This window comes from Sphingomonas azotifigens NBRC 15497 (assembly GCF_002091475.1).
GTDB lineage: Bacteria > Pseudomonadota > Alphaproteobacteria > Sphingomonadales > Sphingomonadaceae > Sphingomonas > Sphingomonas azotifigens.
Window position 1 is genome coordinate 1 of record NZ_BCTR01000067.1, and the last position, 18,691, is coordinate 18,691.

The 18,691-nt window shown below is 68.2% G+C and carries 20 protein-coding genes; 11 read left to right on the forward strand and 9 right to left on the reverse strand.

Annotated features, from left to right (window positions below):
- Positions 1-71 precede the first annotated feature (71 nt).
- Positions 72-425 (forward strand): hypothetical protein, encoded by a 354-nt coding sequence (locus SAZ01S_RS19575; protein WP_084583940.1) that lies wholly within the window; start codon positions 72-74, stop codon positions 423-425.
- Between the two features lie 21 nt (positions 426-446).
- Here the strand turns inward: SAZ01S_RS19575 and SAZ01S_RS24120 are convergent, their stop codons facing one another.
- The 4 genes from SAZ01S_RS24120 to SAZ01S_RS19590 form a co-directional block, all read right to left on the reverse strand.
- Complete coding sequence (locus tag SAZ01S_RS24120; protein ID WP_167693215.1) at positions 447-596, reverse strand: hypothetical protein; 150 nt, start codon at positions 594-596, stop codon at positions 447-449.
- 164 nt (positions 597-760) lie between these two features.
- The gene (locus SAZ01S_RS19580; protein ID WP_245825037.1) at positions 761-1,549 is read right to left on the reverse strand and encodes a hypothetical protein; all 789 of its coding nucleotides are present in this window, start codon (positions 1,547-1,549) and stop codon (positions 761-763) included.
- A 195-nt stretch (positions 1,550-1,744) separates the two neighbouring features.
- On the reverse strand, positions 1,745-2,566 hold the full coding sequence (dapD, locus tag SAZ01S_RS19585) for a 2,3,4,5-tetrahydropyridine-2,6-dicarboxylate N-succinyltransferase (protein WP_084583942.1): 822 nt from the start codon (positions 2,564-2,566) through the stop codon (positions 1,745-1,747).
- Between the two features lies 1 nt (position 2,567).
- Positions 2,568-3,230, reverse strand: a complete 663-nt coding sequence (locus SAZ01S_RS19590; RefSeq protein WP_084583943.1) for a pyrimidine 5'-nucleotidase — start codon at positions 3,228-3,230, stop codon at positions 2,568-2,570.
- Positions 3,231-3,710: 480 nt separating this feature from the next.
- Between SAZ01S_RS19590 and SAZ01S_RS19600 the strand changes: the two genes are divergently transcribed.
- From SAZ01S_RS19600 to SAZ01S_RS19620, 5 genes are all read left to right on the forward strand, one after another.
- Positions 3,711-5,819: a S8 family peptidase gene (locus tag SAZ01S_RS19600; RefSeq protein WP_084583944.1), complete on the forward strand. Its 2,109-nt coding sequence runs from the start codon at positions 3,711-3,713 to the stop codon at positions 5,817-5,819.
- A 59-nt stretch (positions 5,820-5,878) separates the two neighbouring features.
- Entirely contained in the window at positions 5,879-6,742 is an 864-nt protein-coding gene (locus tag SAZ01S_RS19605; protein WP_084583945.1) for an aldose 1-epimerase family protein, read from the forward strand.
- Positions 6,743-6,784: 42 nt separating this feature from the next.
- On the forward strand, positions 6,785-7,030 hold the full coding sequence (locus SAZ01S_RS19610) for a ribbon-helix-helix domain-containing protein (RefSeq protein ID WP_084583946.1): 246 nt from the start codon (positions 6,785-6,787) through the stop codon (positions 7,028-7,030).
- Complete coding sequence (locus SAZ01S_RS19615) at positions 7,027-7,329, forward strand: type II toxin-antitoxin system RelE/ParE family toxin (RefSeq protein ID WP_084583947.1); 303 nt, start codon at positions 7,027-7,029, stop codon at positions 7,327-7,329. Before SAZ01S_RS19610 ends, SAZ01S_RS19615 begins: the two co-directional genes overlap by 4 nt.
- Positions 7,330-7,422: 93 nt before the next feature.
- Positions 7,423-8,991 carry a peptide chain release factor 3 gene (locus tag SAZ01S_RS19620; protein WP_084583948.1) on the forward strand — a complete coding sequence of 523 codons (1,569 nt, stop codon included), beginning with the start codon at positions 7,423-7,425 and terminating at the stop codon, positions 8,989-8,991.
- A gap of 120 nt (positions 8,992-9,111) precedes the next feature.
- Here SAZ01S_RS19620 and SAZ01S_RS19625 read toward each other — a convergent pair whose 3' ends face one another.
- From SAZ01S_RS19625 to SAZ01S_RS19635, 3 genes are all read right to left on the reverse strand, one after another.
- Positions 9,112-9,351, reverse strand: coding sequence for a hypothetical protein (locus tag SAZ01S_RS19625; RefSeq protein ID WP_084583949.1), 240 nt, complete (start codon positions 9,349-9,351; stop codon positions 9,112-9,114).
- Between the two features lie 44 nt (positions 9,352-9,395).
- The gene (locus tag SAZ01S_RS19630) at positions 9,396-10,649 is read right to left on the reverse strand and encodes a spinster family MFS transporter (protein ID WP_084583950.1); all 1,254 of its coding nucleotides are present in this window, start codon (positions 10,647-10,649) and stop codon (positions 9,396-9,398) included.
- A 104-nt stretch (positions 10,650-10,753) separates the two neighbouring features.
- Positions 10,754-12,979: a TonB-dependent receptor gene (locus tag SAZ01S_RS19635; protein WP_084583951.1), complete on the reverse strand. Its 2,226-nt coding sequence runs from the start codon at positions 12,977-12,979 to the stop codon at positions 10,754-10,756.
- 109 nt (positions 12,980-13,088) lie between these two features.
- Between SAZ01S_RS19635 and SAZ01S_RS19640 the strand changes: the two genes are divergently transcribed.
- Positions 13,089-13,760: a TetR/AcrR family transcriptional regulator gene (locus tag SAZ01S_RS19640; RefSeq protein WP_439951238.1), complete on the forward strand. Its 672-nt coding sequence runs from the start codon at positions 13,089-13,091 to the stop codon at positions 13,758-13,760.
- On the opposite strand, the gene SAZ01S_RS19645 is transcribed toward SAZ01S_RS19640, so the two are convergent.
- Both SAZ01S_RS19645 and SAZ01S_RS19650 read right to left on the reverse strand, forming a co-directional pair.
- Positions 13,735-14,262 (reverse strand): YceD family protein, encoded by a 528-nt coding sequence (locus SAZ01S_RS19645; RefSeq protein WP_084583952.1) that lies wholly within the window; start codon positions 14,260-14,262, stop codon positions 13,735-13,737. The two genes, SAZ01S_RS19640 and SAZ01S_RS19645, sit on opposite strands and share 26 nt — an antisense overlap.
- Positions 14,259-14,771, reverse strand: coding sequence for a ubiquinol-cytochrome C chaperone family protein (locus tag SAZ01S_RS19650; protein WP_084583953.1), 513 nt, complete (start codon positions 14,769-14,771; stop codon positions 14,259-14,261). Before SAZ01S_RS19650 ends, SAZ01S_RS19645 begins: the two co-directional genes overlap by 4 nt.
- A 116-nt stretch (positions 14,772-14,887) precedes the next feature.
- On the opposite strand from SAZ01S_RS19650, the gene SAZ01S_RS19655 reads away from it, so the two are divergent.
- The 4 genes from SAZ01S_RS19655 (at position 14,888) to SAZ01S_RS19670 (ending at position 18,671) form a co-directional block, all read left to right on the forward strand.
- Positions 14,888-15,364, forward strand: a complete 477-nt coding sequence (locus SAZ01S_RS19655) for an outer membrane protein assembly factor BamE (protein WP_084583954.1) — start codon at positions 14,888-14,890, stop codon at positions 15,362-15,364.
- A gap of 111 nt (positions 15,365-15,475) precedes the next feature.
- Positions 15,476-15,997 (forward strand): RcnB family protein, encoded by a 522-nt coding sequence (locus SAZ01S_RS19660; RefSeq protein ID WP_084583970.1) that lies wholly within the window; start codon positions 15,476-15,478, stop codon positions 15,995-15,997.
- A gap of 269 nt (positions 15,998-16,266) precedes the next feature.
- Positions 16,267-17,643 carry a glycosyl transferase family protein gene (locus SAZ01S_RS19665; RefSeq protein ID WP_084583955.1) on the forward strand — a complete coding sequence of 459 codons (1,377 nt, stop codon included), beginning with the start codon at positions 16,267-16,269 and terminating at the stop codon, positions 17,641-17,643.
- A 380-nt stretch (positions 17,644-18,023) separates the two neighbouring features.
- A complete protein-coding gene (locus SAZ01S_RS19670) occupies positions 18,024-18,671 on the forward strand; it encodes a hypothetical protein (protein WP_139810160.1) in 648 nt (215 codons plus the stop codon).
- Positions 18,672-18,691: the final 20 nt, after the last annotated feature.

The following is an 18,691-nucleotide window of genomic DNA, read 5'->3' on the forward strand; positions in this document are numbered from 1 at the left end:
CCCCTCCCCTGAAGGGGAGGGGCTTAGGTAGTGCGGTTGCTCGCCCCGCCTCTCCCCGATACGTCGCCCCCATGGCAAAAGCGGATCGCCTCGAACGGCTCGACACCCGGCGCATCGAACTGGAAGCGGAGTACCGCGCGGCGCTGATCGAAGCCCTGCAGCGCACGGCTTCCGGCAAATGGGGCCTGTTCGACCACCAGCGCGATCGCCATGCCCGCGCCGCGATCCGCCCGACGCTCGATCACCTCGCCGAACTGGGCGACGAGATCGACGACGCCCGTGCACGGCTGGGTCTGCCGCCGTTCGCGCTCCAGCAGGAATTTCTCGCCGCACGCGGTCCCGTTGGTCCGTCCGCGGTCGGCGAACCCAAGCAGGCACAGGCCTGGCTCGAGCGGCTGGCCGCGGAGGATGGCGCCGCCGACTGACGCCCTACGCGAGGCCCGCCTTCACTCCGCTTCGTCTGCGGCCTGTTCGGCGCGTGCGCGCTCTTCCTTTTCCTTCTTGGCCTGATCGTGATGCCACTTGATGGCGAAGAACATGCCCGTGCCGAACACGGCGAGCTTGAACGTGCCCAGCAGAATCGGAACCCAAATCATCGCTACCACCTAACGCTGCGCCGGGATCCACCGCGCCGGCTCCCCTATCGCCGGTGGCACACAAGCGGGTTCCGGACAAAATCCATACGATGTGCTATGGGCACCCATACAGACGATGTCGTGCAAGCGCAAGCATGGTTGCGGAGCCTCTCAGTCGCCTTAGCCTAGTCCGCGTCCCCACCGTCGCCGCCGCCGGCACGCTGGGTATAGGTGATGCGGATCCGCACCCAGCTGCCGATCAGCAACCGACTGTTCACCCGCGGTGCCTTGACGCGGAACTGGAACGCCGCCTGGCGAACCGCCCCGGCATAGCCCGAGCCGCGTGGATACTCCCCCAGCTCCTGGCAGTCGGTCACCTGATAGCGCTCGATCGTGCGGCAGGCGACTTCGCCCCAGCCCTCGCGGCCGAGCGCGCGCTGCGGCAGATAGGGGGAAAGCTGGGCGTTGGTCGGCCGCCGATACCAGTCCGCGGCATAGAGCGTCTCGCCGTGGGGGCCGGTGCCGGCGCGGGGGGTGTCATCGGCGCCGCTGCCGCCGCCGGCATCTGCCGTCTGGGTATTGCCCTGGTCGCCCGACTGGGCAGCCGGAGCCTTGGCGATGTCCGTCGCCGCATAGTCGCGCCGGCTCATCACGATGAAGCTGGGGGGGCCGCTCGGTACCGGGGGCGTGACCGGCGGGGGTGGCAGCGCAGCGGCGGGCGGGGTCGGCTGCTGGGCCTCCTGTTTCGCGCCGGCGCGCTTGTGGGCCTTTTCGGGTGCCTTGGCGGCGTCCTTCTCCGACGGCGTCTTCTCGCCCTCGGGCCCCTCGATGCCGAACACCACCGTCTTCGGCTTTTCCTTGGGCTCGATATGCGGCGCCATCCACAGCAGCAGTAGTGCGATAAGCAGCTCGATCGCCAGCGCCAGCAGAATGGCGACGGTGCGCCCGCGCAGCGAGACGCGCAACCGGCGCATGGGCGAGGCGGAAGTGGAGGACAGCATGGCGCGCGGGACACTCAGGACAAGGCGATGCCGGGGACTCGGGCTTCGCCCCGGCGGTCGCTATACGCCGTAGGGGAGGCGGCGGGATTGCGGCAAAACCATGTCGGCATTCCGCATTCCCGCCGCAATGTGTAACGGCCCCTGCAACAAGAACGGCCCTTGCAACAGTCAGTCGCGCAGCAGCTCGTTGATCCCGGTCTTGCTGCGGGTCTGGGCGTCGACGGTCTTGACGATCACGGCGCAGTAAAGGCCGGGCTTGCCGTCCTCGGCGGGGAGGGTGCCGGGCACCACCACGGCATAGGGCGGGACTTCGCCGCGATAGACCTGGCCGGTCGCGCGATCGACGATCTTGGTCGAGGCGCCGAGATAGACGCCCATCGACAGCACCGCGCCCTCGCCGACGCGCACGCCCTCGGCCACTTCCGACCGCGCGCCGATGAACGCGCCGTCGCCGATGATCACGGGATCGGCCTGCAGCGGCTCGAGCACGCCGCCGATGCCGACGCCGCCCGACAGGTGGACGTTCTTGCCGATCTGCGCGCAGCTGCCCACCGTCGTCCAGGTGTCGACCATCGTGCCCTCACCGACATAGGCGCCGATATTGACGAAGCTCGGCATCAGCACCGCGCCCTTGGCGATGTGCGCGCCGTGGCGGGCGATGCTGCCCGGCACCGCGCGGAAGCCGGCGTCGCGGAACGCCGCCTCGCTCCAGCCGGTGAACTTTGAGGGCACCTTGTCGAACCAGGCGGTGCCTTCGGGGCCGGGGACGACGACATTGTCGTTGAGGCGGAAGCTGAGCAGCACGGCCTTCTTCAGCCACTGGTTCACCTGCCAGCCGCCCTCCGCGGTCGGCTCGGCGACGCGGGCCTCGCCGCGATCGAGCAGGTTCAGCGCTTCGGCGACGGCTTCGCGCACCGCGCCTTCGGTGGCGAAGCTCAGGTTCGCGCGGTCTTCCCAGGCGGCGTCGATCGTCGCGGCGAGATCGGTCATGTCAGCTCTCCAAGATGCTGTGGAGCCAGGCTCCGAGATCGGTGATGGTGTAGTCGATGAAGCTGCGATCGGCGTCGGGCGCCTGTTCCGAGCCATTGTCGATCCAGACGGTGGTCATGCCGATCGCCTTTGCCGGCCCCAGGTTGCGCGCCATGTCCTCGACGAACAGCGATTCGCGTGGGTCCAGGCCATAGGCGTCGCACAGGCCCTGATAGGCCGAGGGCTCGGGCTTGGGGCGATAGCTGGTCGCGTGGATGTCGTGGATCGCCTCAAAGGTCTCGCCCAGGCCGAGCCTGTCGAGCACCTTCTGCGCATAAGGCGCGTCGCCGTTGGTGAAGATCAGCTTGCGGCCGGGCAGGCGGGCGAGCGCTTCGATCAGCGCCTCGTTCGCCTCGAGCACGCTCATGTCGACGTCGTGGACATAGCCGAGATAGTCGTGCGGATCGGTGCCGTGATTCTCGATCAGGCCGTAGAGCGTCGCGCCGTGCGCGTGGAAATAGGCCTTCTGCACCTCGTGCGCCTCTTCGGCCGAACACTGCAGCAGGCGCTGGACATACGCGCCGATTCGCGCGTCGATCATCGCGAAAAGATTGGCGCTCGCCGGATAGAGCGTGTTGTCCAGATCGAAGATCCAGTTGCGGACGTGCGAGAGCGAGGCGAGCATCGCCGGGGCGTGTAGGGGGTGGGCGGCGCGCTCGCAAGCGGTGGGCGGCGGAAGTCCCTGGCTTGCGTAGTAAACATCCTGCAACCAGTATCGCGCTAGGGAGCCATTCTCGCGACGGGGAAGAGTGTGTGTATGGCTTTGCGTGGACGGTGGCTGCGATCGGTGGCGGTGAGCGGCTTGGTCGCGCTGGGCGCATGCAGCGGCGGCGGCAGCGGCGGTGGTATCGCCACCACGCCTGCGCCTTCTCCTGCGCCCGTCCCGACGCCGAGCCCGACTCCGGCTCCGACACCCGCGCCCAGCCCGACGCCGACGCCAAGCCCGACGCCTGCCCCTAGCCCGACGCCCACGCCCACACCTACACCCACAGCTACACCGAGTCCGAGCCCAACGCCGGCTCCTGCGCCCACGCCTACGCCGACTCCCAGCGCGGCGATCAACTATGACACGGCGGAATATCGGGCGACGGTGGGTGCCGTCTCGATGCACGCGCTGACCGCCTATCAGGCGGGTGCGACCGGCGCGGGCATCAAGGTGGGCGTCATCGATTCGGGCATCGACCTACAGAGCGCCGAATTTGGCGATTGCTCGGGCGGGCTGGGTGTCGGTACTTGCCGGATCCTTGCCGCGTCGAGCGATCCTGGCGGCAACGGCTCGATCGACGATGTCGGCGGGCATGGCACCGCGGTCGCCTTCACCATCGCCGGCCGCCGCAACGGTTCCGGCACCCACGGCGTCGCGTTCGATGCGCAACTGGTGGTCGAGCGTGCCGACCAGCCGGGCACCTGCACGAGCACCGACACCAGCGCCTGCAAATTCTCCGACAGCACGATCGCGCTGGGGCTGGATCGCGCCCGCCAGGCCGGCGCGCGTGTCGTCAACATCTCGCTCGGCGGCGACTCGGCGTCGAGCACGCTGGCCGCCGCGATCGACCGCGCGACGGCGGCGGGAGTGATCGTGGTGATTGCTGCGGGTAATGACGGCGCGGCCAATCCGGATGCCTTCACCAATCCCGCCACCAATGCCGCCATCGCCCGCGGGCTGGTGATCATCGCCGGATCGGTGAACAGCAACGATGTGATTTCCAGCTTCTCGAATCGCGCCGGGACTTCCGCCAGCGTCTATCTCGCTGCGGTCGGCGAAGGCGTGCGGGCGCCGGACGCGAACAATACGCCGTTCGTCTGGTCCGGCACCTCCTTCTCCGCGCCCCAGATTGCCGGGGCGATCGCACTGCTGGCGCAGGCCTTTCCGAATCTCACCGGCAAGCAGATCGTCGACCTGCTCTATGCGACCGCGCGCGATGTCGGCGATCCGGGCGTCGACCCGATCTATGGGCGCGGGGTGCTGGATCTTGCCCGTGCCTTCCAGCCGGTCGGCACCACCTCGGTAGCGGGGACCAGCGCCGTGCTTACCACCGGCGTCAACGCGGTGCTCTCCGGGCCGATGGGCGATGCCCAGCAAGGCGCGCTGGGCGTGGCGGTGCTCGACGCGTTCGGCCGTGCGTTCGCGACCAGCGTCCATCCCGGCAGCTTCCAGCATCAGGCCGCCACGCGCAACCTGCCTGCGCTGATGGCGACTCGCGACCGGACCTTCTCGGTAGGAGGCGATCGGATGCGGATCGCCGTCTCGCTGGTGCCGACCGTCGATTCGGTGCGGATCGAACCGCTGGGCATCACCAGCCGCGACGCCGGCGTCGCGCGGATGCTCGCGACCACGGTAAGCGGCCGGTTGGGCGCGCGCGTGCAATATGCCTTTGGCGCGTCGCAGAGCGGCACCGTGCTCACCGCCCAGCTCGCCGGTCGCGACGATCCGGCCTTCCTGATCGCGCGCGATCCGCTGGGCGGCGCCGGCTTCGATGTCGATGTCGGCGGGTCGGCGGCGATGCGGCGCAGCTTCGGTGGCTGGGGCGTGACGGTGGCGAGCGAGACCGGCGACGTGCTCAGCCGCTATGGCGGCGACATGCCTGGGCTGCAGTCGCGCTGGTACCGCTATGGCTATGGCCGCAGCACGATCGCGGTGGATCGGCACCTCGGCGGCCTCGCCGCAAGCCTCGGGCTCACCCGGATGGGCGAAAACAATACCGTGCTCGGTGCGCGGTTCAGCGCCGGGCTGGGGGCGGCGCGCGCCGACAGCCTGTTCGCCGATCTCGGCCTGCGCTGGGGGCTGGGCGACGGCTGGAGCCTGGGCGGATCGCTGCGCAAGGGCTGGACCCATGCCCGGCTGCGCGGCGGCATCCAGGGTTCGGGGCTGCTCCGCACCAATGCATGGGCCGCGGATATCGGCAAGGACGGGGTGCTGGGGAGCGACTCGCTCGGCCTGCGCGTCGCGCAGCCGCTGCGGGTGGCGCATGGCGGCATCGGTCTCACCCTGCCCGAGGGCTGGGACTATGCGACGCTCAGCGTGACCAGCTGGAGCAGCCAGCGCATCAACCTAGCGCCGGCGGGTCGCGAGATCGACTATGAACTGCGCTATCGCTGGCAGTTCGGGGATGGCGATGTGAGCAGCAACCTTTTCCTGCGCCGCGAACCCGGCAACATCGCCGCCATGCCGAGCGATGTGGGCGCGGTGGTGCGGTTCAACTGGGGATTCTGACGGCGCTTCCCCTTGCCCCTGCACGCGGGTAGGGCAGGATAGCAGCCAGGGGAAATGCCATGATCTCAATCGCCAGCGCGCGGCTGACCGCCACGATCAACCCGCATGGCGCCGAGCTGTCGTCGCTGCGCGACGCCGCCGGGCGCGAGCTGATGACCGATGCCGATCCCGCTTTCTGGTCGGGCCGCGCGCCGCTCCTGTTCCCGATCGTCGGGCGACTGGTGGGCGATCGCTATCGGCTGGACGGGCGCGACTACAGCCTGCCGCAGCACGGCTTCGCCCGCCGCCGCGACTTCGCGCTGGTCGAGCAGGCCGCCGATCGGGCGACCTTTCGGCTGGCGGACGACGCCGAGACACGTGCCGTCTACCCTTTCGCTTTCACGCTCGACGCGACCTACCGGCTGGAGGAAGCGACGCTGTGGATCGAGATCGCGGTGACCAATCGCGACGCGCGCGACATGCCGGCCAGCTTCGGCTTTCATCCCGCCTTCGCCTGGCCGCTGCCCTATGGCCGACCGCGTGGGGCGCACCGCATCCTGTTCGACGCGCCCGAGTTCGCGTCGCTGCGCTATATCGGCGAGGGCGGCATCGCCCCGGATCGGCGGGAGAGCCCGGTCGAAGGGCAGAGGCTGCCGCTTTCCGACGACCTGTTCACCGCCGACGCGCTGATCTGGGATCATCTCGCGAGCCGCGGGCTGCTCTACGGCGCGGATGAGGGGCCGCAGCTGCGGATCCGCTTTCCCGATACCGGCGTGCTCGGCATCTGGACCAAGCCGGGCGCGCGGTTCGTCTGTGTCGAGCCCTGGTGGGGGATTGCCGATCCGGCGGGATTCGACGGCGAGATCTGGGACAAACCCGGCATCCAGCGGCTGGCACCGGGCGAAACCCGGCAGTTCGCGATGGACGTGTCGCTGCTGGACTGAGCGGCCGTTGCGAGGCGACGCCGGAAGGCGTATCTTCTACATATGGACGACCACTCCGACTACGGTGCGCCGCTGGAGCAGGCGATCAGCGACGTCCTCGCGACCGGGCGCTTCGCCTCTCGTGACGATCTGTTGCGGGAAGGTGCGCGGATCGTGACCGAGCGGGAGATGCTGCGCGCCACGCTGCACGCGAAGATCGAGCAGGGGCTGGCCGACGCAGATGCAGGTCGCTTGGTGCCGATCGAGCAGGTGATGGAGGAAATGCGGACGCGCTGGTCTCCGCGGTGAAAGTACGCCTCACGGAAACTGCGCGTGCTGAGCTCCGTGCGATAGGCGATTGGATCGCACAAGACGATCCGGAGCGGGCGGCGTCCTTCACGGTAGAACTGCTGGAGCGTGCGTTGGCGCTCGCTACGTTTCCGGCAGCCTATCCATCGTTGGAAGCCTTCGCGCACCGCGGGATACGCCGGTGCACGTTCGGCAAATACCTGATACTGTATCGGATCATGGCGCCGGATATCGAAGTGCTGCACTTTATCCATGGCGCGTGTGACGTTGCCGCTCTGCTCGGATCCGAACCGCTCTGAGGTGCAGCGAAGTCCAACGGATTCTCCCTGCTGGATAAAAACCCCGCTACCGACTAAGGCGTCGCGATTCTCCCTCCCGTTCGAAGCACCCGCATGTCCCCCTCCGATCGTCGTACGTTCGCCATCATCTCGCACCCGGACGCGGGCAAGACCACGCTCACCGAAAAGCTGCTGCTGTTCGGCGGCGCGATCCACCTTGCCGGCGAAGTGAAGGCGCGCGGCGCGGCCCGCCGTGCCCGCTCGGACTGGATGAAGATCGAGCAGCAGCGCGGCATCTCGGTCACCAGCTCGGTGATGACCTTCGAGCGCGACGGCATCACCTTCAACCTGCTCGACACGCCGGGCCACGAGGACTTCTCCGAAGACACCTATCGCACGCTCACCGCCGTGGATTCCGCCGTGATGGTGATCGACGTCGCCAAGGGCATCGAAAGCCAGACGCGGAAACTGTTCGAGGTCTGCCGCCTGCGCAACGTGCCGATCATCACCTTCGTCAACAAGGTCGACCGGGAAGGCCGCGAGGTCTTCGCGACGCTGGACGAGGTGGCTGAGCTGCTCCAGCTCGACGTGGTACCGATGACCTGGCCGGTGGGCATGGGCGGCACCTTCGAGGGCATTTACGACCTGGCCACCAAGCGCTTGCTGCTCCCCGAAGGCGACAGCCGCGAATTCCACGGCAAGGTGATCCAGACCAGCGGCGTCGACGATCCGCAGCTCGACGCGATTATCTCCGCCGACAATCTCGCCAAGCTGCGCGAGGATGTCGAGCTCGCCCAGGCCGGCTATGCCGAATTCGACGGCGAGGCCTATCGCAACGGCGACATGACTCCCGTCTACTTCGGCTCGGCGCTGAAGGAGTTCGGCGTGGATTCGCTGATTGCCGCGATCGCCGAGTTCGCGCCGCCTCCGCACGCGCTGCCGGCGGAGCCGGCGCCGGTCGAGCCGAGCCGCGACGAAGTGACCGGCTTCGTGTTCAAGGTGCAGGCGAACATGGACCCCAACCACCGCGACCGCATCGCGTTCATGCGGCTGGTCTCGGGCACGTTCAAGCGCGGCATGAAGCTGACGCCGACCGGGCATGGCAAGCCGATCGCGATCCACTCGCCGATCCTGTTCTTCGCCCGCGAGCGCGAACTGGCCGACGAAGCCTTCCCCGGCGACATCATCGGCATCCCCAACCACGGCACGCTGCGGGTGGGCGACACGCTGTCCGAGCGGGCGGGGGTGCGGTTCACCGGGCTGCCCAACTTCGCGCCGGAAATCCTGCGCCGCGTGGCGCTCAAGGACCCGACCAAGACCAAGCAGCTGCGCAAGGCGCTGGACGATCTCTCGGAAGAGGGCGTGATCCAGGTCTTCTATCCGGAGATCGGATCGAACTGGATCATCGGCGTGGTCGGCCAGCTGCAGCTCGACGTGCTGCTCAGCCGGCTCGATGCGGAATACAAGGTGGGCGCGGTGCTGGAGCCTTCGCCCTACGACACCGCGCGCTGGATCGCGTCAGACGATCCCGCCGCGCTCAAGGAGTTCCTCGATCTGAATCGCAGCGCGCTCGCCAAGGATCGCGACGGCAACCCCGTCTTCCTGGCGAAGTCGGCCTGGGAAGTGGGGTATATTGCCGAGCGCTACAACAAGGTGACGTTCGCGGCGACGCGGGAACGGTAACCCGTCAGGCGCGACTTGCCGTCATTCCGGCGAAAGCCGGAATCCATTGGGGTCGCCCGATCGGTTCCATTCCCAGCGGAGAGGCGACTGGATCCCGGCTTTCGCCGGGATGACAATGGATTACGCTGCGACGCGCTGTTGCTCGCGGCTGCGCTCGCCAAGGCCGCTGGCGATCCAGTCGCGGATGCGCTCGGCGCGGCCGAGATCGGCTTCGAACTTGGCGAGCAGCTCCTCGGCGCCCTCGGTAGGGCTGCCGGCGGCGCGCATCATGCTAAGCACTTCCTGCTGGGCGGCAATGTGACGCTCCGCGAGCACCACATTCTTCTCGGCTTTGACGAGGTCGGTCGGGGTATAGCTCATGTGGTTATTATAGAAGTAACCACGCCCCAGCGGGAATCGCGCCGTTACTCCACCCAGTCGCGGCGGAGCGGCCGGCTCGCCAGCGCCATCAGGATGCCGGCGACGAGGTAGAGGCCGAGACCCGCCGCGATCGCGCAGCGCAGCCCGTCCGCCGCCCCATAGGCCGGCGTCAGCTGCTTCGACAGCAGCCCGATCACCCAGCTGCCGAGGCCCAGCCCGATCAGGTTGTTGATCAGCAGGAACGAGGCCGAGGCGGTTGCGCGCATCTGCGGCGGCACCAGGTGCTGGACGGCGGTGAGCACCGGCCCCAGCCAGACATAGACCAAAGCCTGTGGCACCAGGAACAGCAGGAACGCCGTCTGCCAGCTCTGCGCCAGCACGCCTGCCACGAACAGCGGCAGGCCGAGCACATAGCTGATGGCCGGCGCGAGCGCATACCACTTGCGGTCGCGGCGCCCCAGCCGGTCCCCCAGCCAGCCGCCGAGCAGGATGCCAGCCACGCCGCCGGTGAGCGCCAGCCCGCCGAAGAACTGGCCGACCTGCGCGAGGTTGAGCTGGAAGCTGCGCAGGATCAGGCTCGGCAGCCAGAAGGCGACGCCATAGCCGCACATCGATCCCGCCGCCGCGCCAAAGGCGAGCAGCCAGAAGCTTGGCTTGGCGGCGAGAATCGCGAAGACACGGGACAGCGGCACCTGGTCCTTGGTGGCCGCGGCGCGCGGAGGATCGCGCACGAGCAGCTTGAACGGCACCGCGATCAGCAGCCCGAGCAGCCCGACGACCAGGAAGGCGGTCCGCCATTCCACCGTCTGCGCGATATAGCCGCCGAGCAGCGCGCCGCCCGCCGATCCCAGCGGAATGCCGAGCGAGTAGATCGACAGTGCGCGCGATCGACGATCGGCGGGATAGGCGTCGGCGATCAGCGCATAGCTCGGCGCAACCCCGCCGGCTTCGCCCACCCCGACGCCCAGCCGGTACAGGAACATGCTGGTGAAATGCTGCGCCGTACCGCACAGCGCGGTGAAGGCGCTCCACACGCCCAGCGATACCGCGATCACCCAGCTGCGGCTCGTGCGATCGGCCAGCATCGCCAGCGGAATCGCGAGGGTGGAATAGAGCAGCGCGAAGGCGAAGCCGCCCAGCATGCCGAGCTGGCCGTCGTCGAGCCCCAGGTCCGCCTTCACCGGCTGGGCGAGGATCGACAGGATCTGCCGGTCGAGGAAGTTGAAGATATAGACGAGCAGCAGCATCGCCAGGACGAGGCCGCGGGGGGCAGCAGGACGCAGGGGAGATGCGGGCATGCGGGATCTTTCCGAACTGCGCGCCCCTCCTTCGTGCGGAAAGGTGCGGGGGAAGAACGTAGCGGAAGCGCGGGAGGGTTTCAGCCCCTCCCGCGCCGCTTCCCTCAGAACCGCAATTCGAACGTCCCCGTTACCGTGCGCGGCGGGCCGTAATAGCCGATGATCGAATTGCCGTAGAGTGCTCCCGGGAAGTAATAACCGCCCACGCGGTAGCGCTCGTCGGTAAGGTTCCGCCCCGCGACGCCGATGCGATAGCGTCCGCCCTCGGACGTCCAGTTGAGGCTGGCCTCGACCAGCGCATAGCCGTCCTGGTCGAGCGGCGAGGCATATTCGAACATCGAGATGTCGCTGCGCAGCGAGACCGAGGGCGTGAAGGCGATCGTGCCGCCCGCCAGATCCTCGGACCAGGTGGCCGAGGCGTTCGCCGTCCAGCGCGGGGTGTTCTGGAAGAAGCGCTGGTTGGACACGTCCACCGGGGTGGTGCCGCCGCCGATATAGGTGAGGAACTTCTTGTACTCGGCATGGGTGTAGCCGACGACCAGGCTCGACGAGAAATGGCGCGACGGCACCATGCGTGCCTCGGCCTCGAAGCCCCAGATCTCGGCCTTGCCGGCGTTGTCGACGAAGCTGGCGATGCCGCCGCCGGCCGCCGGCGCCTGGATCGTCACCTGCTGGTCGCGATAGTTGGAATAATAGCCGGCAAGGTTGAGGAAGAAGCGGCGATCGAGGAACGCGCCCTTCATGCCGACTTCGTAGGAATCGATCTTCTCGGGCTGGTAGCCGTTGACCGTGGTGGGGGTGAGCACCGCGTCGCCGCGCATGTCGAACCCGCCCGATTTGAAGCCCTTGCCCCAGCTCGCATAAAGGTTGAGGTCGTGGCGCGGCTCGTAGCTGAGCGAGATGCGCGGGGTCGCCTGCTCGAAATCGCGGCTGTTGGTGTAGTTGGTGCGCAGCAGACCCGGCACCGCCGCCGGATTGCCGAAGCGCGGGCTGCGGATGCCGGTGAAGTTCTGGCGATAGACCGTGCCGGTCTTGTCGTCCTTGGTATAGCGCAGCCCGGCGGAGAGCTTCAGCCTATCGGTGAGGCTGTAGCTGAGGTCGCCGAACGCGGCATAGCTCTTGGTGTCGACGGTGCCTGAGGTGAGGATCGTCAGGTTGGCGAGGCCGACCACCGTGTCGAACGCGCCCGAGGCGCGCGCGTTCAGGTAATACAGCCCCGCCACGCCCTGCAGCCGGCCGCCGGTGTAGAGCAGTTGCAGTTCCTGGGTGAACTGGCGGTCACGATAATAGGCCGGCACGTCCAGCGTCGGACGCGGCGTGTTGTCGAAGTCTATCGTGCCGCTGGTATTGCCGTTGCGCCAGGCGGTGATCGACTTGAAGGTCAGTTCGTTGGTGAGCGCGATCTCGCCGGTGGCGGAGACGCCCTGGCTCATCACGCGGTTGGTATCGCCTGAGCCGGCGGCGGTGTCGTACACGCTGCCCACCGGCTGGTAGACGGGATCGGCGCCATTGCCGAACAGACGGTGGCCGTGGCGGGGATTGGAATGGTCGACGGTGCGATCGGCGGCGACGCGGAAGAAGAAGCCGTCGCGCGGGGTGAACTCGGCCGAGACGCGGCCGGCGACGACGTCCTTGTTATACTGGTCGACGCCGGTGTTGAGATTGTGGCCATAGCCGTCGCGCCAGTAGCGCGCGACCGACCCGCCGACCGACAGCGTTTCGGTCAGCGGCACGGTGACGGTGCCGACCAGATCGACCTGGTTGTAGCTGCCATAGGCGGCGCGGGCGGAGGCGTGGAATTCGTGGCCGAGCCGCTTGGTGACGTATTTGATCGCGCCGCCGATCGTGTTGCGGCCATAGAGCGTGCCCTGCGGTCCGCGCAGCACTTCCACCCGCTGCACGTCGAACACGTCGAGGATCGCGTTCTGCGGGCGCGCGACATAGACGTCGTCAATGTAGAGTGCCACGCCCGGCTCGAAGCCCCAGAGCGGATCCTGCTGGCCGACGCCGCGGCTGAACGCGATCATCGTCGAGTTGGAACCGCGTGCCACCTGCAGCGTGAGGTTCGGCGTGATGTCCTGCAGCGCCGTGATGTCCGGGGCGCCCTTGGCAAGCAGCGTGTCGCCCGACACGACCGACACCGAAATCGGGACGTCGATCAGGCTTTCCTCGCGCCGGCGGGCGGTGACGATGATCTCGCCTTCCTGCTGCGCCGCCTCGCTCGCGGCGGTGCCGGCGGGTGCGGCGCTGTCCTGGGCGAAGGCTGGCGTGGCGGATAGCAGCGCCACGCTGGCGAGCAGGGCGATACGAACGGAATCGTGCCGTGACATGGTAATCCTCCCCTGGTGCAACCCATCTTGAACGCGGGTTGTAAGCCGTTGCCGGACGTTATACTGAAAGCTGAACCGGGTTTCAACTTGGGATTGAAAGGGGAGGCGGGTGAAGGCGAAAGATCGTGGCGTTTCCGCCACTTCTGCAAGCGAGCCGGCGGAGTCGGCGAGCGACGCCAAGGTGCCACGCACCGAGCGCGGACGGCGAACACTGCGTGCGATCCTCGACGCGGCCGCTGCGGAATTCGGCGAGAAGGGCTTTCACGAGGGCTCGATCAGCGGGATCACCCGTCGGGCCGGCGTCGCCCTCGGCAGCTTCTACACCTATTTCGATTCGAAGGACGCGGTGTTCCGCGCGCTCGTTCGCGACATGAGCGACCAGGTGCGCGAGCATGTCGGCCCTGCGCTACGCGGCGCGCGCGACCAGATCGATGCCGAGCGGGCGGCGCTGCTCGCCTTCATCCGCTTCGCCCGCACCCACAAGGAAATCTATCGCATCGTCGACGAGGCCGAGTTCGTCGATCCCGCCAGCTTCCGCCACCATTATGCGAGCACCGCCGAGCGCATCGCCGCCCGGCTGCGCGCCGCCGCCGAACGCGGCGAGGTGCGCGACGATGTCGGCGAGATCCACGCCTGGGCGATCATGGGAATGAACGTGTTTCTCGGCCTGCGCTACAGCGTGTGGGACGAAGGCACGCCGCCCGAGGCAATCGCCGACGTGGTCGCGCAGCTGCTTGCACGCGGGATCGGCACGGCTATTTCTTCGCGAGAAGATCCTTGAGGCCCGCCAGCGCCTTGATCGGCCCCGCCTCCTCCTCGCTCTTGACGCCGGCAGCACGCAGCACCTCGGCGGCACGCGGGCTGCGCGGATAGGGATCGAGCTCGAGCGCCATCGTTTCGGCGGCGGCCTCGCCCAGATCGATCGTGCCGCCTGCATAGAAGACGGTGTCGCACTCGTCCTCAGTCAGCTCCACCTCGTCCTCGCCGGTAGTGGTCGGTTCGGGGACGAAGCGGATCGCGAAATCCTGCTCGACCTTGGCGGGCAGCGGATCGCCGGTGACGACGCAGGCCTGCGTCAGCCGCGCCGAGAGGTGGCCACGTGCGACCACGCCCTGCGCATCGCGTCGCAGATGGTAGACGGCCTCCAGCTTCTCGATGGCCTTGAGGCCGAAGCGGGTGCTGAGCGCGGCACGCTCGCCCTCGTCGGCGCTGATCTGGACGTCGCTTTCGCCGGCGCCGATCTGGTCGAGCCGCTGCGGGCGGGAAAATTCGGGATTGGTCATTCGGGAAGCTCTCCTGCGATCACACGCGCGAGCGGCATCGCCGCCAGCGCATCGCGAAAGGCGCGCAGCCGCGCCTCGACATGGGTGAGGGCGGCGGGCGCCGGCGCCGCGCCGCGATAAAGGTTGCGGACCAGCGCCGGGCCAAGATCGCCCTCGGCCAGCCCGCTGCGATAGGCGCCGAGCCGGCCGCCCAGCATGCCCATCATCCGGCCGACATGCTTGCCGACGATGATGTCGCCGATGCCGATCTCGCGCAGCTGGCCGTCCATGTCGTCGATGAAGCATTCCGCCACTGCGGTGCTGGTGGGAATGCCGGCGGGTTCCGCCTCGAGCCGCAGCAGCACCAGGCAGAGCACCGCAGCGATCATGTCGAACCGACCGTCGACCGTGTCCGGCACCGCGCCATCGGTGTACCAGTGGGGCGCCCGGCCGCGCGCGACCACGCCCGCATAGAGCTGCGGGGCGGTGCCGCGATCGGGCTTGCCGAAGAGCCGCTGGAGCATGCGCATCGCCGTTGTTCGTGCCTTCCGCTGTCGCGACCTTGTTTGGCCGCATTTTGCCGCATATTGAGGCGTTCGGCCCGCGATGCAATCCGGGGGCCGCCTGTGTTTGCCTGGAGATCCTGATGTCGCTTCCCGTTCGCACGCTCGGCACCGCCGCGTTGTTGGTCGTGCTCGGCACCACCGCCTGTACGCCGGTGCGGACCCATCAGGGCTATGTCGTCGATCACGACCTCGTTGCGTCGGTGCAGCCGGGCATCGATACCCGCGATTCGGTGATGCAGACGCTCGGTCACCCGAGCTTCACCAGCCAGTTCAACGAAGGCGAGTGGTTCTACGTCTCGCGCGACAGCAGCAACTTCGCCTTCCGCAATCCGAAGGTGAAGACGCAGACCACGCTGCGCATCCGCTTCGACCAGAAGGGCAACGTCACCGCGATCGACCAGACCGGCGTCGAGCTCGCCGCCTCGATCGACCCCTATGGCAAAACCACGCCCACCCTGGGCCGTCGCCGCAGCTTCTTCTCGGACCTGTTCGGCAATATCGGCACCGTCGGCGCGCCGGGTGCCGGTCCGGGCGGTGGTGGCAACACCGGCCCGTAACTTCCTTTCCCGCGGCTGACCGGACCGTTCGCTGGACGTTCAGCGATGCTTCTTCATAAATTCTCCCAAGCCGGCCCTCGGACCGGCGGTTCGACCAGGATGGAGAAGCATATGAAGAAGCTCGTTCCCATCGCGCTGCTGACGGCAATCGCGGCGCCGGCACTGCTGGTGCCGGTCAGCGCCATGGCCCAGTCCCGCGCCGAACTGCGCGACGACCGCCACGACATTCGCGATGCCCAGCGCGATCTGCGCCGCGCGGAACGGTCCGGCGATCCGCGGCGGATCCGGGAGGAACGCCGCGACCTGCGCGACGCGCACCGCGATTATCGCGAGGATCTGCGCGACCGCGACCGTCGTTGGGCGGAGAATGACTGGCGGTCGTGGCGGGATCGCAACCGGGACCTGTATGCGCACGGTACCTGGCGCGCGCCCTTCCGCTATACGCGGTTTCAGCCGGGCGCGCGGATCGGTACCGTCTATTACGGTCCGCGTTATGTGATCGGCGATCCGTGGCGCTATCACCTGCCGCAGCCGGGCCCCTATCGCCAGTGGGTGCGCCACTACAACGATGTGCTGCTCGTCGATGTGCGGCGGGGCACGGTGATCCGGGTGGTGCCGGGCTTCTACTGGTAACCGAAAAAGGGCCGCACCGCTGGGTAGCGGTGCGGCCGTGATCAGGTTGCGGGTTATCCAAGGGATCAGTGCCGGCTGAACGCTGCGGTCGGGCGGTGGTTCCAGCAATTTGCTCCAAAACGGAGCAGGTTTTCGTATTTCGCGCGCGTAATGATGTATGAAGGGCGAGGCAGAAGCGCTTGCTCCACAAGCTCTCGTTCACCTGTCTCCGACTAGGTTCCCGGATAAGAACAGAATCCGAACCGGGCGCATCGTGATGGGGGTAAGCGATGACATTGAATCTGCTCGATTGCGTCGTGCGCGAGCTGACGATGTTCGCAGCCGTGGTTTTCATGCTGGGGGGTGTCGATGACGTGGCGGTCGACATTCTTTATTTCTACCATAGCGTCACGCGTCGGGGTCAGCGCCCGCTCCTGAACGACGAGGGCGACACCCGGTGCGAGCATCGCTTCGCCGTTTTTGTGCCCGCCTGGGACGAGGCGAGCGTCATCGGGCCGATGCTTCGGGCCAGCCTCGCGCGATGGTCCGGGGATGCGTACCGGATCTATGTCGGTACCTATCCCAACGATCCGTCAACGATTGCCGCGGTGCTGCAGGTGGCGGACGCGGATGCACGCGTTCGGCTGGTGATCGGCCCTCGCGCCGGCCCGACCACCAAGGCCGATTGCCTCAACGCGCTATGGGCAGCGCTGGAGCGCGACGCCGCCGCCGAAGGCGCGACGTTCACGGCGGTGGTGCTGCACGATGCGGAGGATGTCGTACATCCGCTCGAACTGGCCGTCTATGCCGCCTGGATCGGCGACCACGGCGCCGTCCAGGTGCCGGTGGCGCCGCTCTGCCAGCCGGGCTCGCGCCTGGTGTCCGGCCATTATCTCGACGAGTTCGCCCAGTCGCACGGCGCGACCCTGCCCGTGCGGCAGATGCTGGGCGCGAGCCTCCCGCTCGCCGGAGTTGGCTGTGCGATCCGATGCGACCTGCTGCGCCGGATCGCGGCCGATCGCGGGCAACCGTTCGACGCTGCCAGTCTGACCGAAGACTATGAACTGGGCCTAACGCTGCGGGCGCTCGGTGCGCGCTCCGCCTTTGTGTGCGTGCCCGAGTGGGCAGGCGGGGCGCCCGTGGCGGTGCGCGCCTATTTCCCCGCGACGGTCGACGCCGCCGTGCGCCAGAAGGCGCGCTGGATGGCGGGTATCGCCTTGTCCGGCTGGGATCGCACCGGTTGGGGGCGGCGCTGGGACGTGGGCGACCACTGGATGCGGATGCGCGATCGCCGTGTCGCGCTGGCGATGCCCGTGCTCGCGATCGCCTATGCGGCGCTGTGCCTGTGGGGACTGGCGCTGGCCTGGCACGCCTTGGCCGGCGCGCCCTTGCCGTCCCTGCCGTCGTGGCTGGGCGGCGCGCTGCTGATCAACCTGTTGCTGCTGGCATGGCGCTGGGGGATGCGGACGCTGCTCGTGGTGCGGCGCCATGGCTGGCGTGAGGGAGTGTGGGCCGCGCCGCGCATGCTGGTGGCCAATTATATCGGGCTGCTCGCGGCGCGCCGTGCGCTCTGGATCTATGGTCGACTGCTCGCCGGTGGTCCGTTGCGCTGGGACAAGACCGCGCATGCCTTTCCGACCGAGTCGCTCGCCGCCGGCGCGGCATGAATCAGCCGGGCCGTGGCCGCCCCTTGCGGTTTGTCGCGGCGGTTTTCCTGGGCTGGATCACCGTGCGGGCCGTGATGCTGACCTGGCCGTCGACTCCCCTTCGAACTCCGCCGCCCCGGACCAAGCCTCTGCGGGTGGCGGCGGACCTTCCGAGGGTGAAATCGCTCGTCCGTTCCGGTCGATCTTCCCCGCAGGCGCGAATCCGTACGGACGTGGCGCGAGCACTGCCACGCTATCCAGCGCCGTCGGGATCGCCGCGGCTGCCGATCCTGCTAAGCCCGCCGACCCGGCAAAGCGCGCAACGCGAGCAGCCCGATGGGCAGGAGGCTCAGCGTGACGCTCCCGCACCCCAGCCGCCATTTTCCCCGGCCCCGCACGACGTGACGGCATTGTCGGCGCACCGGCATTGGCGGGCCAGCGGCTGGCTGGTGGTCCGGCCGGGCCGCGGCATCGGCGCGGCACCCACGGCGAGCCAGATTGGCGGGAGTCAGTTCGGCGTGCGGCTGCGCTATGCGCTCGATCGGGCGGACCGGCTCGCCGCTTATGGCCGCATTGCCGGCCCGGCACAGGGGCGCGGCACGGAGGCGGCGCTCGGGGTAGAGTGGCAGCCGACGGCACTGCCGGTGCGCCTCACCGTCGAACAGCGCTTCGGGCTGGACGGGATGCGGGGCGGGCCAGGCATCGGCGTTGTTGCCGGCACCGATCGGCGACTGCTCGGCGGCGTGCGGCTGGAAGGCTATGGCCAGGCCGGCATGATCGCGCGGGCGCAGGTGGAGCCCTATGCCGATGGTGCCCTCCGCGTGACCGTGCCGGCCGCCCGCCGCCGCGATGTGCGCCTCGCCATCGGCATGGGCGCATGGGGTGCCGCACAACGCGAGACCCAGCGGCTCGACCTTGGCCCCAGCATCGTCGCCGGCCTGCCGATCGGCCCGGTGCAGGCCCGGCTCATCCTCGATTGGCGACAGCGCGTGATGGGAGACGCGCGGCCGGGATCGGGCGCTGCGCTGACCCTGGCGAGCGACTTCTGATCGCGAACGGGCCGAATCGT